At 61.3% G+C, this 13519-nt stretch carries 10 protein-coding genes; 6 read left to right on the top strand and 4 right to left on the bottom strand.

The features are described from left to right. Positions 1 to 227: 227 nt before the first annotated feature. Together HGP13_RS31115 and HGP13_RS31105 are read right to left on the bottom strand one after the other, a co-directional pair. Positions 228 to 578, bottom strand: a complete 351-nt coding sequence (locus HGP13_RS31115; RefSeq protein WP_172233140.1) for a hypothetical protein — start codon at positions 576 to 578, stop codon at positions 228 to 230. Between the two features lie 1270 nt (positions 579 to 1848). Next, on the bottom strand, positions 1849 to 3477 hold the full coding sequence (locus tag HGP13_RS31105; RefSeq protein ID WP_172233137.1) for a caspase domain-containing protein: 1629 nt from the start codon (positions 3475 to 3477) through the stop codon (positions 1849 to 1851). Positions 3478 to 3594: 117 nt separating this feature from the next. Between HGP13_RS31105 and HGP13_RS31100 the strand changes: the two genes are divergently transcribed. After that, positions 3595 to 5592, top strand: a complete 1998-nt coding sequence (locus HGP13_RS31100; protein ID WP_172233134.1) for an adenylate/guanylate cyclase domain-containing protein — start codon at positions 3595 to 3597, stop codon at positions 5590 to 5592. A 12-nt stretch (positions 5593 to 5604) separates the two neighbouring features. Beyond that, positions 5605 to 6390, top strand: coding sequence for a hypothetical protein (locus tag HGP13_RS31095; protein WP_172233131.1), 786 nt, complete (start codon positions 5605 to 5607; stop codon positions 6388 to 6390). 452 nt (positions 6391 to 6842) lie between these two features. On the opposite strand, the gene HGP13_RS31090 is transcribed toward HGP13_RS31095, so the two are convergent. After that, on the bottom strand, positions 6843 to 7820 hold the full coding sequence (locus HGP13_RS31090; protein WP_172233128.1) for a membrane dipeptidase: 978 nt from the start codon (positions 7818 to 7820) through the stop codon (positions 6843 to 6845). Then, complete coding sequence (locus tag HGP13_RS31085) at positions 7817 to 9265, bottom strand: aldehyde dehydrogenase family protein (protein ID WP_172233125.1); 1449 nt, start codon at positions 9263 to 9265, stop codon at positions 7817 to 7819. The genes HGP13_RS31090 and HGP13_RS31085 overlap by 4 nt, the downstream gene beginning before the upstream one ends. A 100-nt stretch (positions 9266 to 9365) precedes the next feature. Between HGP13_RS31085 and HGP13_RS31080 the strand changes: the two genes are divergently transcribed. The 4 genes from HGP13_RS31080 to HGP13_RS31065 are packed head-to-tail and all read left to right on the top strand — an operon-like array spanning position 9366 to position 13509. Further along, positions 9366 to 10274 (top strand): LysR family transcriptional regulator, encoded by a 909-nt coding sequence (locus HGP13_RS31080; RefSeq protein ID WP_172233122.1) that lies wholly within the window; start codon positions 9366 to 9368, stop codon positions 10272 to 10274. Continuing rightward, complete coding sequence (locus HGP13_RS31075) at positions 10275 to 11294, top strand: Ldh family oxidoreductase (RefSeq protein WP_246707178.1); 1020 nt, start codon at positions 10275 to 10277, stop codon at positions 11292 to 11294. It begins immediately after the preceding gene. Further along, a complete protein-coding gene (locus tag HGP13_RS31070) occupies positions 11291 to 12940 on the top strand; it encodes a hypothetical protein (protein ID WP_172233119.1) in 1650 nt (549 codons plus the stop codon). The genes HGP13_RS31075 and HGP13_RS31070 overlap by 4 nt, the downstream gene beginning before the upstream one ends. Then, complete coding sequence (locus HGP13_RS31065; RefSeq protein ID WP_210266333.1) at positions 12937 to 13509, top strand: DUF3726 domain-containing protein; 573 nt, start codon at positions 12937 to 12939, stop codon at positions 13507 to 13509. Before HGP13_RS31070 ends, HGP13_RS31065 begins: the two co-directional genes overlap by 4 nt. Positions 13510 to 13519 lie beyond the last annotated feature (10 nt).

Below are 13519 nucleotides of genomic sequence, written 5' to 3'. Positions count from 1 at the left end.
AAGTTTTTCGTATCGATTGGCGCAAAGGTCTGACTGGCTGCGACCCCAAAGGATGGCCGGTGCTGTAGTGTTTTTAGGGTTGGGTGGGCACCGGCCATCGCGGGTTGGGTTTTGGCTTTTGGCGATTGGGATCGTCCCCCGCACTGCCTAAGCTATAGGCATCTTAGTAATTGCTCAACTAAGACTGAAGTCCCTTGGCCCACAGCTTCCCGGCCGCAGCTGAATGGTCAAACTTTAGATTTTCGCCAGCCTGCCCACCACGCTTCCCATTGAGAGCAAAACCAGCGCTCGCCCTTGGCTGGGTTTACCACTGTCTCGTCGTAATAGCGCTGACCTGGCATGTGATAGATGCGCCCGCCGGTCTCGACGCTCATATTGCCTTTTATGTTGCAGCCATTCGGCGCGCTGGACCCGCCCAGCCGATGCACAGTCGGAAGGGGGTGTTGTTCGCTTTGCGGGATGAAGTAGCTTGCAGCGGCAACGCCGCATAACAGGACCGGGATTAGCGCCCGCTGCTCCAACAACGAACGTCTGCGCCGCCTTCTAGGCTGAGAACCCTTTTGCCCTTGGAGGCCCATAGCCCATCTCCTAACCGGAGAATGCGACCGACGCTAGTCGAAGTCCAGATATGACCCAGCAATGGCCGCCGGCGTCACTGGCACGCTTGGGAGATTTGCGCTTATCGATGCGCAGGAAGCCGAGAAGCCGATGGCTCGCAGCTCATATCGGAAGCAGGTGACAGTTGGCTAGGTTCCGTCAGCCCACCGGTAATGACCCTCAGCCTTTCCCGAAGAGGCTGCTCACGAAGCAGGCCGAAGAACTCTGGACGCAGACCGTCGCCCCGTCTTGCAGCGATCTCATGGAACGACAACAATCCAAACATCGATCAATCTCCCGTGGAGTATCGGGCGAGTCTGGGCGTTGGCCGAGGAAGCCGCCACCCGTTTCCTGCCTGGCTCAAATCAATTGCCAAACTTGCGCTTTTCGGCTTGGTTCCCAGCGAGCGGCAGTCAATTAGGTTCACTAACAAATAGCGAACAGAAAATTCAGTGCGGGCCAGTCGCCAGTATCGTGTCCCCTATGAGCTGGACATTCCAATCGCTGATAGACGCGGGCATGCAGATCACCGCGCATTGCCGGAACGCCAGTTGCAACCATAGGCAGGAGCTTGATCTAGTGCGCCTACGCGACACGCTCGGCGCCGACACGCCAGCCATGCGCGACGCTGCTGCCCAGGATGAAGTGCGGCGAATGCCAAAGTCGGAACGTCGATCTGATCTATACGCCCGACTATGCGAAGGCCGACGCCAAGCGCACCGGCAACGCCTACGCCAAGGCGCGTGACGGTCGCTAATGGCCTGCCCACAACGCCACCATGGCGACGAGATACGAGACGGCGAGCATTTGCATAGGCAAACTGGGGGAGGGTCATCGGGGCGCGAATCCTTTCGCTGATTTCAGATGACCTACCAGTTATGGGTTTTCGGCACCGTTTGATGCAAAAACTAGAGTTATCCCGCTTGATGCACGGGCAGACGGAGAACCTCAAAGTTTGCCATGTTCGATATCACTGTACATTCGACCGCTGTCTTGGGCATCGTATTCGGCCCCTGAGTCGAACCGAGTCAGCAAGGGCGGCCCCAGCTACGTCCTCGCGGCCAACAGCGCAGCAGAAAGCGGCCCAAGCTCACCGACCATCTCCGCATTTGGGATATGCTGCTCCCCGGCTGCCAGTTGAGGTAGAAGACGTGACTCAGGATGGGAAATCCTCTGAGTGCGGGACTATTGAGACTTTCGACAACGTATTGGTTGAATACTGCGCGCGCGCGTTCGGTCACGAGATGCCATCTACATTCTGTCCATGACAATTTTCCCTGAACACCCGCTGCCGGCTCCGGTCCCTTTGAATTTGCCAGTTCCGTTGTTACCTTTTATGACACCGGTGAGGGTGTTCCCGCCTCTTTTTCCTTTATCAATAAAGGAATGCGTTATATTGACTGCGCCGCTGCTAGAAACACTTCCAGTAAATCCGGAGCTAGACGATACTTTGCCGTCACTTATGACGAGATATGTTGAGAGTTCTCGCCAGTCGCCGCAATCCGTTGTGGCTCGTCTGACTAATTTCCATGTGCCATTGAAGGCGCTTAGCCTGCTCGTCTGAGGCACACAATGATCGCCCTGCATCACCGTTCCGACTTCACAAGCAAGCGGGCAGATACGAGCTCCGACCGCCCTTAGTTTTTCCAGAAGTCCCGCCGTCGGTTCCAACGATGCAAGCTTGACATCTTGCCGGTCGGCATAGTCTTGAAGTGCTTTGCGGCTGCTTAAGCCCCACTTGCCGTCGGCATGGCCGGCTAGGCACCCCAGGCGAACCAGTTCCGCTTGAGTGGCCAGCGTAAGTTCGCCAGAATTTATGTCGCCTGACGGTGACTGCGCCAGCGGGTCGGGGTGTTCAAGGCTTGCGACTTCCGTCCCCTTGGCGCGCTCCGTCTCCGGCCGGTGCGCCACCTGTCGTTCCGTTTCGATGCGCTTGTCGATCGCGTCGATCTTCAACTTCGCAAGGGGTGCAAAAGCGCCCCCCGGAAATTGCTGCAAATACGCCTCGAAGAAGCTCTTGTCGGTCGAGTCCTTGATAGTCGCCCAATATGCAAGTTCGACTGCATTGTCCGGCAACGTCGACTGTGAAGTGGGGGCAGATGCCGCCTTCGGTTCCGTTGCGAGAGGCTCCAACACTACCTCGCCCGTGAGCGAAGAGTTCTCCCAGGGCACTTGCTTGCCATCTGTCGCGGCCAGCACATCGCGGCGCACATCCATGAGGTCGCGCATGATATCGTGCCCCGGCGTGCCGAGGTGCGCGACCAGTGCAGTCGTGAATGGAGAATTCCGCCCCGCTCCGTCCATGGCGACATTGCCCGGTTGTGTAGCGAAAGCTATGAGCGAGCCGACTCCGCTGCCAAGCCTGGCCAGACCCCGACTCACGGAACCGGAGCGCGTCCCCATCGAGCGGGAAAGCTTCTCGGTGAACGGATTGTCCCGGCAAGCATCTAGGAAGATGAGGTTGACCTTGGTGCTGCGCTCCATCGCTGAAAGTACGAGGTCGATCGGAAGGGCCTCAAAGTCGAGGTCGTTGTAGCTGGACAACTGTGCATCCACCGGCACCATATAGTTGCTGCCGTTCACCTGCAGACCGTGTCCGGCATAGAAAAAAAGTGCCATGTCGGCACCGTCGAGCTTCTCCAAGAACTGGCGGACCGTGCGACGCATTCCCGCCAAGTCGAGGTCTTGGTCGCTCACGACCTGAAAGCCAAGGCTTTCAAGTTTGGCAGCTATGTCGGAGGAATCGTTCTTCGGATTGGCTAGTTGGACGGCATGCTGGTAGGCCGAATTGCCAATGACCAACGCAACGCGTTTCTCGGCGACTGCGTGTCCCGAAACAGTGGCAAGCAATAGAACCAAAAGAATGAAAGCGCTGCGCATGGCAGAAACGGCTCCCCAAGGGAACTGTAGCAGAGGCTAATGCAACCGAAAAGAGCTATGCCCCCGGGGCTGCGGACGAGTGGCCCGCCACAATTTGCTTGATGCGCCTGAACGGGTATGCTGGCTGCGAGCATCGCTTCACTGGCACTAAGGATCTGTTTCGGCGTGTGGACACTTAGCCGAATCGTCAGCGTTGGGCGAAATGGGATCGCCGCATCGCTCGCCTATTTGATTCTGCTGGCCCTCTCGACTGCTCTCGTGTCACCGCCGTGGGAGAATATCCTGCGCGACGTGATGATGGTCTCTATCTCGCCGTTCACCCATCCTCCACCCAACATTGTTGTGGTCTCAATAACAGAACAGACCCTGGCGGATTTTCCATACCGCTCACCACTGGACCGTGCCTTCTTGGCCGACATCCTGGCTCGGATCGAGTCGGCCCGCCCTCTTGCCATCGGCATCGACCTGCTGTTCGACCAGGCAACAGAGCCGGAAAAGGATTCCCGCCTCGAAACTGTCATCGAAACCGCCAGTGTACCTGTGGTGATCGCCTCGGCTTCGCGGACTGACGGCCTTACCCAAAGGCAATCCGACTATCTAAACGCGTTCGCTCCGTCGGCAAAGCGGGGCCTTGCAGCATTGTTGCATGACAATCTCGACGGCGTGGTCCGTGGAGCCTTTCCCGGTCGAGAAGGCGACGGGGCCTGGATGCCAAGCTTTGCTGCTGTGATCGCAGCATCAACCGGCGTTGGTGGTGGCCACTGGCCGGAGGAGATGGTCTACTACCGCACGGCGAACAGCCTGCCCTTCAGCTTTCCAACCTATCCGGCACAGGCCGTTCCGCTGGCACCGCTCAGCTGGTTCGAGGGGAAATATGTTCTTATCGGTGTAGACCTACAGCAAATAGACCGTCATCCGACACCGTTCGCGTTGTTGAGCGGCGCGAAAATCGGTGTCCTCCCTGGCGTCGCGATCCACGCCCATTCGTTAGCCAGGCTCGTGTCCGGGAATCGGATAACGACCCCTTGGCCTGCAGTGGGCTATGCGCCAATGCTTCTTGTCGGGCTGTTCTGCTTGTGGATCGTTTGGCGGCCGATCCCGGTGGTCTTCAAACCTGTCGCGGTCGCTTGTACGGTGCTGCTGGTATGGATCAGCGAGGCGTGGGCGTTCGCGCGGTTCGCAATCCTCGTTCCGATGGTCGCCCCTGCATTGCTTGTGGTCGGCCTGTCGGCGTTCGTTGGCTTCCTGGCTTGGAGACGGGACGCCAAGGCTCGCCAGTTCATTCAGAACGCGTTCTCGAAATATGTCAGTCCGGCCGTTGTTGCAGCGATTGTCAAGGAACCTAACGCTCTCCATCTCGGTGGCGAGAAGCGTGAGCTCACCTGTGTATTCACTGATGTCGAGGGATTTACGTCATTCAGCGAGCAACTCGCGCCAGAGGTGCTCGCAGATGTATTGAACGAATATCTGAACGGGCTCTGCGAGTTATTTATCGAGCATGGTGCAACCATCGACAAGGTCATCGGCGATGCGGTGGTCGGCTTCTTCGGGGCTCCGGCAGCACAAAATGACCAAGCGGAGCGGGCGGTGTCTCTGGCACTTGCTGTGCAGGACCACGCGCAGCGGCTGCGAGAGAAATCGGCACGACGGGGCCATTCACTCGGATCCACGCGCATAGGTATTCATGGCGGGCCGGCAATCGTCGGCAACTTCGGGGGAAATCGGTTCTTCAATTACACAGCTATTGGAGATACTGTAAATGCCGCAGCCCGGCTTGAGGGAGCGAACAAGTACATCGGCACCAAAAACTGCATCAGCTCCGAAGTGGCGAGGCAGACGACGCGCTTCCTGTTACGCCCTGCTGGAGTTCTACACCTTAAGGGCAAGAACCAAGGCATCGAGACTTTCGAGGCAATGACACGTAATCCAGAAAATACGATACTCTACGAGGAGTATTTGAACGCGTATGCCCTACTTGCCGCAGGCGACACGCGTGCGATAGCGGCATTTAAGTTGTTGGTCAAAAACTACCCGCAAGACGGCCTGATCGCTTTTCACCATAACCGTCTTGCAAGCGGAGAGTTCGGAGCAGACATTCACCTTGTCGGGAAATAAGGTCATCGTGACATGAGCCTCCGGCGTTCGACCTCGCAGATCGCCTCCCTGATCGTCGGGACGACCGTCCTTGTGACGGCGCAACACGCGGCAGCCGGCAGCCAGTACGTGGTCCTGTCGACTCAGCCGGTGGTGGATGAACTGCCGCCAGGCAAGCTCTTTATGCCAAGCGACGTCATCAACGTTCCAGCCGGTACGGTCGTCACTCTGCTCGGCGAAGACGGCAGCGTGAACGCGCTTTCGGGTCCAAGTTCCTTCGTGGTTACGGAGGATGCATTGACGTCCGGCAGTTTACAGGGGACTACCAACGCGAACGAAGGGCCTTCAAAACTTGACCTGATAGCCGTCCTCTTGGCAAATGAGCGCAAGAGAACAGAGTCCATCGGCGGTTCGCGCACCACTACCGACTATTCCACGCCGAGCGGCCTCGACGACCCTTGGGCAGTGTCCATCGAAGAATCCGCCCCTGCCTGCATCCGCGATGGTGAAATGGTTCTGGCGCGCTCGGGCATAGGTCAGAGCGCGGTTTTCTCGATTCGCATCGGCGACGGTGAGCCGTTCAACGGCATAGTCTGGAGCGCCGGTAAGCTCACTTACTCGCTTCCAGACCGTATTCCTCCCGAGGTGAAATCTGTTGTCGTCGAGACCAACAAGACATCGGCGTCGATCGAAATTAAAACGTTTCCAAAGAACGCCGTTCTTGAAAATCCGCTGGAAGTTCTTGGATGGATGGTGAGCAGCGGTTGCAAACGCCAAGCGTTGGCCTTGGTGCGTCAACTTGCGACAAAACAGCAATAGGTTATTGGCCAGGAACCAACGCCGCGAATGCCGGAGCGACTGGCTCTACGGTGCGGCGGGCGGTGGCTGCGCGCTCGGCAAGGCGGCCCAGGTGATCGTCAGGACCAATGAAAAGGCGCCCAACTCGAACTCTCAGGCAAGCAGGTAGGCCTGCAAGTCAATGCCGATCTCAGCGGTATGGCCATTACGGTGAAGTAAGGCTCGTCGCTCCGTTCGTCGTGCCTGCAGTTGGCCCACTACGCTGAATACAAAGGTCGGCTTTCTGGCTCTATCATCTCGGAAGCAGACGTTCCGCTTCCGGCCCCAAAGCTGCCGGATGCGTCTATCTCGGTCAAGGGAGTAAGTTCCGCAACTTCCTTAGAGCAGACGTTGTCCACGATACGACCCAGGTCGTGCTGGCGCTCGCGAGGGGTAGGCGGTCCACCTAGGCCAGGGAGGTGATTTGTCTCCTGTCATGCAACGTTAAGGAGGCTAGTGACGATGAAGCGATGCCAGGCATTGCCAAGCACGAGCGAGGTTTCGACCTTGCCGAAGCCCGCCGACAGAAGGCCTTCCGAAAGCTTGGGAAAGTCGAGGTTCGATCTGAACCAGGAAGGTTGAGCCGGAAAGCTCGCGCCCCTGATCGCCTGGCGGGTCCAGCGGCCCTCGCGCATCCAGCGCACGATGCTGTCGGGCTGGTCCTGGCAAAGATCCGAGCCAATGCCGAGTTGCTCCGCTCCCATGATCTCGGCGGCTGCTGAGGCCATTTCGCCGAATTGCCGAAGCGTCGTCTCCGAGCCCTGCTGAAGATGCAACGGGTAGAGCGAAAGGCCGAGCAATCCCTGCTTCTCGCGCAGCGCTTGCATGACGGTCCTTGAAACATTGCGGTTGCTGTCGCAAAGCCAACGCGGATTGGCGTGGCTGATGACCACCGGCTTTTGCGACAGCGCGATCGCTTCCAGCGCCGTTCGCTCGCCCGCGTGCGACAGATCGATGATCATGCCCAGCCGGTTCATGTCGGCAATCGCCTCGCGCCCCATGCGGGTGATGCCGCTGTCTTCCTTCTCCATCCAGCCGCAGCCCAAAAGCGACTGGTTGTTGTAGGTGAGCTGCATGAAGCGGATGCCGAGATCGAAGAGCATTTCGATCAGGCCGATGTCGTCCTCGATCGGCATCGGGTTCTGCAGGCCGAGGAAAATCGCCGTCCGGTTCGTGGCGCGGGCGCGCTCGATGTCGGCGCTGTCGCGCGCCAAAAGGATGAGGTCCTCGTTGTCGCGGAAGCGTGTGCGCCAATCGACGAGGTGGCGTACCGTCTCGCGGAAACCTTCATGGTAACCGACAGTGGCGTGGACCGCGGTCAGGCCGCCCTGGCGCATCTGTTGAAAGATCTCGCGCGACCAGTTGCAGTATTGAAGCCCGTCAATGAGCACCTGGGGCTGATCGGTGGTCATTCGGGTACGCCCGCATGGATATAGGACGTCTTGACCTGCGTGTAGAACTCGACCGCGGCACGGCCTTGCTCACGCGGGCCGTAGCTGGAGGCACGAATGCCGCCGAACGGCACATGATAGTCCGTGCCGGCGGTCGCAAGGTTGACCATGACGCAGCCCGAGCGCGACGCATGGCGGAACTTCGTGGCGCGCGCCAATGAGCGCGTGGCGATCCCCGCCGTCAGCCCATAAGGCGTGTCGTTGGCGAGGAAGATGGCCTCGTCAAGATCATTGGCGGTGATGACGCAGGTGATCGGCGCAAACATTTCCTCCTGGTTGATGCGCATGCGCGAGCGCCCGTTGAGGAAAACGGTGGGGGCCATGTAGTGCCCCCGATGCGCCCGCTCCAGCGCTTCGCCACCTGTTGCAAGCTCGGCGCCTTCGCTTTTGCCGAGCGCCACATAGTCGAGGTTGGCGCCGAGTTGTCCAGCGCTGACGACCGGCCCCATCTGGACGCCGGCTTCCAGGGCATGGCCGACCTTCAGCGCCTTGGTTTTTGCAAGGAACTTCTCGACAAAGGCATCATGCACCGGCTGGTGGACGATGAGACGCGAGGACGCCGTGCATTTCTGTCCCGAGCCGCCAAAAGCACCGTTCACGGCAAGGTCGACGGCGCGGTCGAGGTCGGCGTCGTCCATGACCACGAATGGGTTCTTCGACCCCATTTCGAGCTGAAGTTTCACGAACCGCGCCGCAGCCAATGCCGCGATACCCGACCCGACGGCGCCGGAGCCGGTGAAGCTCAAACCCTGGATGTCAGCATTGGCCGCGAGTTCGCGGCCGATTGTCGATCCCGATCCCATGACGAGGTTGAAAAGGCCTTTTGGAATGGCCTGCCGGCTGATGATCTCGGTCAGGGCCCAGGCGCTGGCTGGCGTGATGCTGGCCGGCTTCCAGACGGCGGCATTGCCGAAAGCCAGTGCCGGCGCGATCTTCCAGGACGCGGTGGCGATGGGAAAATTCCACGGCGATATGATCGCGACGACGCCGAGCGGCTCGCGCTCTGTCAGGACGTCCACGCCGGCCCTGACAGAGTCCGCCGAAGAGCCGAGATTGCGCAGCGCCTCGGCGGCGAAATAGGTGAAGAACTGCCCGGCGCGATAGACCTCGCCGACGCCCTCGGCCAGGATCTTGCCTTCCTCACGGGACAGCAGTTCGCCAAGCTCCTTCGAGCGCGCCATCAATTCACGGCCGATGGCATCCAGAACCGCGGCCCTCGCTTCGAGCCCGGCTGCCACCCATTCTCGCTGAGCATCATGGGCCGCCGCTACGGCGTCGTGAACATCGGACGATGCAGCTTGGGCAAAACGCCCGACACTATCGGTGAGGTCCGACGGATTGCTGTCCTCGATCCAGTCGGCGCCATCGCGCCACTCGCCGGCAACGAAGTTCTGTCCGGTCAGCATCGTATTCGTCCTGCATCAATTCGGTTGACAACGACCTAACCAATGCTGTGAACTTCAATCAAGCTTAATTTTTTGTACAAATGTTCAGGCAAGCTTAACAGTGACCAAAACCATCAGCCTGATTGGCATGCGCAGCTTCGTCGCGGTTTGCGAGACCGGTGGCGTGCGCGCCGCGGCCGATAAGATCGGCCGCTCGCCGTCCGCCGTGTCGATGACCCTCAAACAGCTCGAGGACGACATTGGCGCGCCACTGTTCGAGAGCGAGCGCAAGGCTGCGCTTTCAGCCGTGGGGCGCATCGTGCTCGACGAGGCGCGGGCAATCATCGCCCACTATGATCGCGCGTGCCTGGCCATCGTCAGCTACGCGGCCGACCGTGAGGGCCGCTGTGACGTCGCAAGCGTGCCTTCCGTTGCCGTGACCTTGCTGCCACGGGCGATCGCCCAGCTGCGCGCCGAAGGCAACCGCTTCGATATCCATGTTCGCGACAGCGATTCCAACGCCATCGTCGAGGCGGTCGAAAACGGCATGGTGGAGGTCGGCTTGTGCGTGCTTGCAACCAAGCGGCCGCAACTCAGCTTCGAGCCGCTGTTCCAGGAGCCGCTCGATTTCGTCTGCCCGGTCGATCATCCCCTGGCCAAATCGAAACGTCCATTGACGTGGGAGCAACTGGAAAGCGAGAGCTTCATCGAGAATGGCGCGGCCGCAGCCCTTGGCATTGCCGAGATCGAGGCGCTTGCCGCCAGCTCGAAACTTACCGCGAGCAATGTGAGCTCCAATCTGGCGATGGTCGAGGCCGGGCTCGGCGTGACTATCCTGCCTCGGCTTTGCCGCTGGAAATCCAGCCACGCCGTTCGCTTCGTTCCGCTTGCCGATCCACGATCGAGCCGGACGGTCGGCTGGATCGCCAAGGAAGGCCGTAACCTGCAGCCGGCATCGCTCAGGTTCATCGAATGCATTCGCCTGCAGACGCGGGCGAGCGAGGGAGAATTCGGTTATGCGGCGGCGTGAATGGCGGGTGACCAGATGATGCGCCTGACGCAAGCCCGGATCGAGACGCTGGCCTGCACGGCCCTGATGCGCCACGGCGCCAGTGACGAACAGGCCCGGGCGCTGGCCGCCGGCATCGCGGCGGCCGAACGCGACGGCCTGAAGTCGCACGGCCTGATGTATCTGCCGACCTATTGCGAACATCTGGCCTGCGGCAAGGTGATGGGATTGGCTGAGCCTCGCCTGACACGGCCGGCTCCTGCTGTCGTCGCTGTCGATGCCAGCAATGGCTTCGCGCACGCCGCCATTTCCGCCGGCCTGCCGCAATTGATCGACGCGGCGCGCTCGCAAGGTCTCGCGGCGCTTGCCATCCGCAACTCCTACAACTGCGGCGCGCTTGGTTATCACACGGAACGGATCGCCCGGGACGGCCTGGTCGGGCTGGGCTTCACCAACGCGCCGGCCTCGATCGCGCCCTGGGGCGGCCGCAAGGCGGCCGTTGGCACAAATCCCTGGTCGCTGGCGGTTCCCGACGGGCAAGGCGGCGCGCGCTTCGTCATCGATCAGAGCGCGAGTGTCGTCGCCAAGAGCGAAGTCATCAAGCGGGCCCGTGCCGGCGAACCCATCCCTCCCGGCTGGGCCTTCGACGCAAGCGGCGTGACCACCACCGATGCTAGTGAAGCCTTGAAGGGCACAATGGCGCCGGCCGGCGGCTACAAGGGCGTCGGCTCCGCCCTGCTGGTGGAGATTTTCGCCGCATGCCTAACCGGCGCCAACCCAGGGCTTGTCGCCAGTCCGTTCTCCGGCACAGCCGGAGGTCCCCCCGGGACTGGTCAATTCTTCCTGGCGGTCGCACCCGATGCCACCTCGGGTGGAGCGTTCGCCGGAGCGCTGGAGATCGTCGTCGGCGCTTTCGCCGGCGAGGCAAGGCTTCCGGGGACACGGCGCTTTGCCGCGCGCGAGCGCAATACAAGCGAAGGCATCGAGGTGGCGGCGGAAACGCTTGCCACGCTCGAAAAGCTCGCCGGGACTGCCGCATGATTGCATTGCGCCCGCCCGAGATCGTCATGCGCCTGCAGCGGCTTGGCGCGGCACATCCGACGCGGTTGAGTTTCCTGCGCCAGCTAATCCGCCGCGCCACCAAGGAACAATGGCGTGTGCGCAAGGATCGGTTCGAACTGGACAACCGTGGCTTCGGACGCGCGGTCTATGCGGTCGAGACGCCGGCAAGGGTCTACAGCCTTGTCGCGTTCTCGACGCCGCTCGATGATGAAAACCGCTCCGACCGGGTGATCGCGCAGGCCTGGGACACGAGCTACGTTCTTTACGACGGGTTGCCGGATCAAGCCGAAGTCGCCCGGCTGGAGGCGAATGCGCCTCTGCAGGAGGCCGGCCGCTACACGAGCCGCGAACTGGTGCTGGCGCGTGCCAACAAGAGCGTGCGACTGTTCGAGGAGGTGGCTGCGGCGCTGGCGCAAGGGCAACAGCCGGACGAGGAGCAACTGCTCGGCGTCGGCTATTTGCTGCGCACCACGGCGGTCTATGGCAACGGCAAGTTCGGCATTGCCGACCGCGACGAGATCGCGTCGCGGCCGGAGCTTGCCGGCTCCTTCCAGGCGGAGATGCTCACGGTCTGGCTGATCCGGTCCTTCACGCTTGATATGGTCGATCACATCGCCCATCGCCGCAATCCGGCCGGCGCGGCGAGGCTGGCGCCGGATCTGCGCCGGGCGCTGGGCGTGGGCAATGCGACAGGCTTGGGCATGGCCCCTTTCCTCGTTCGCCATCCACTGCTGACGCATAGCTGGTTCCTGGCGCGTGAGACCGCGCTGGCAAGGGTTCGCGCCCAGCCGTATGCCGGCGAGGTGGAACGAAGCGGCTTTTCGACGGCGCTCGCCGACCTGTGCCAACGTGTTGCCCGCTGGCACAGCGACGATGGCCGTCAAGCCGCGGCAACACAGGCATTGGCCGACGATCTCGGTACGCTGGCGGAAAACCTCGATCAGCTCCTGGCGAAGCCGTTGCCTTGGGATGCGCTCTATCGCTTCGCGGAAGACCGGTTCTCCGTGGAAGGGCAGGAAGCCTGCGTTGCGTTGATCCTCGAGCCGCATGGCGCGCTGATCGATGAGCTCGGCGAGACGATGAAAGCCGACGAGACGCCTGGGCACGCGATCGAGGGCGGCATGACCTGCGGTTCGCTCCGCCAGATGCTTCTCGACAGTTATTCCTGGGCGGCAGATATCGACTTCGTTGAACCGGCCGCCAACGCAAGGTTCTGGTATGTTTCGGCGGAGAAGCTCGAGCCCCGGCTTGGCGAACGCTTCGAGGAGGAGGGAGCCGACCTCGAACAACCCCTGGCAACGGCGCGCGATGCGCTCAGGCTCGCTGCCGCGCTGGCGCAGGAAACCGCTTCAGACAGTGTCGCGGAGTTTCTGCTTCGCCGGCCGGAGTGGCGCCATGCCGTGCGGCGCGCCCAGATCGTCGCCAAATTTCCCTATGCCGAAATCCACGACAATCTGATCGGCGCCGATCTGCGGCCTGTCGACATACTGCGCGCCAAGCTTGCGTTTTTCGGTGCGCGCAGTTTCGATCCGCGCTCGGATCGCTGGCTGCGGATCGCGCTGTTCAGTGGCGAGCCCTTAATCGAGGATGTCGCCACAGCTACGGCGATGGGAGAGGTCGCATGATCGACCTCTCCCTCAACGAGGTAGAGACGCTGAGCACCAAGGCGGCTCGAGGCGCTGGATTTTCATGGGGCCTGGCCGAGGACATCGGGCGAGCGGCGCGCCGGATCGCCGTCGAAGATGAAAACTGGGGCCAGGCCTTGCTTGGCCTGCTCGACAATGCTCAATCCTTCGCGCCGCCAGATCCTCTGCGCGCGGCACGCTGGCGCATAGGCGAGGCCGATGTCCATGCCGGAAGGCCGCTCTGTCCGATCCGGACGGCGGCGCTTTTGCTCGACGATCCGCCACCTGCGGAGGTGATGCCGCTGACGATCCTCGAAGTCGCCCTGCCGGTCTGGCTCGACGCCATGTTGCGCCGGTCGATCATGCGCGTGGCGCGTCCTGCGGCGCTGCCTCGGGCCGATGTCGTCATCGAACGCCATCTACATATCGCGCAGCCGGTCGTGGGCAGGCGCGGGGCAATCGAAGGGGAGACGCTTGCCGCGCTCAATGCGTTTGCCGCCCGAACCTATGTGCCGGAAAGCGAAAGATCGCGCACTCGCGGCGCCGGTGGGGGCCGCGTTGACGATTAGAGGGAGAACA

Origin of the sequence: Mesorhizobium sp. NZP2077 (genome assembly GCF_013170805.1) — a bacterium.
Lineage (GTDB): Bacteria > Pseudomonadota > Alphaproteobacteria > Rhizobiales > Rhizobiaceae > Mesorhizobium.
This window is presented reverse-complemented; position numbering and strand designations above follow the sequence as displayed.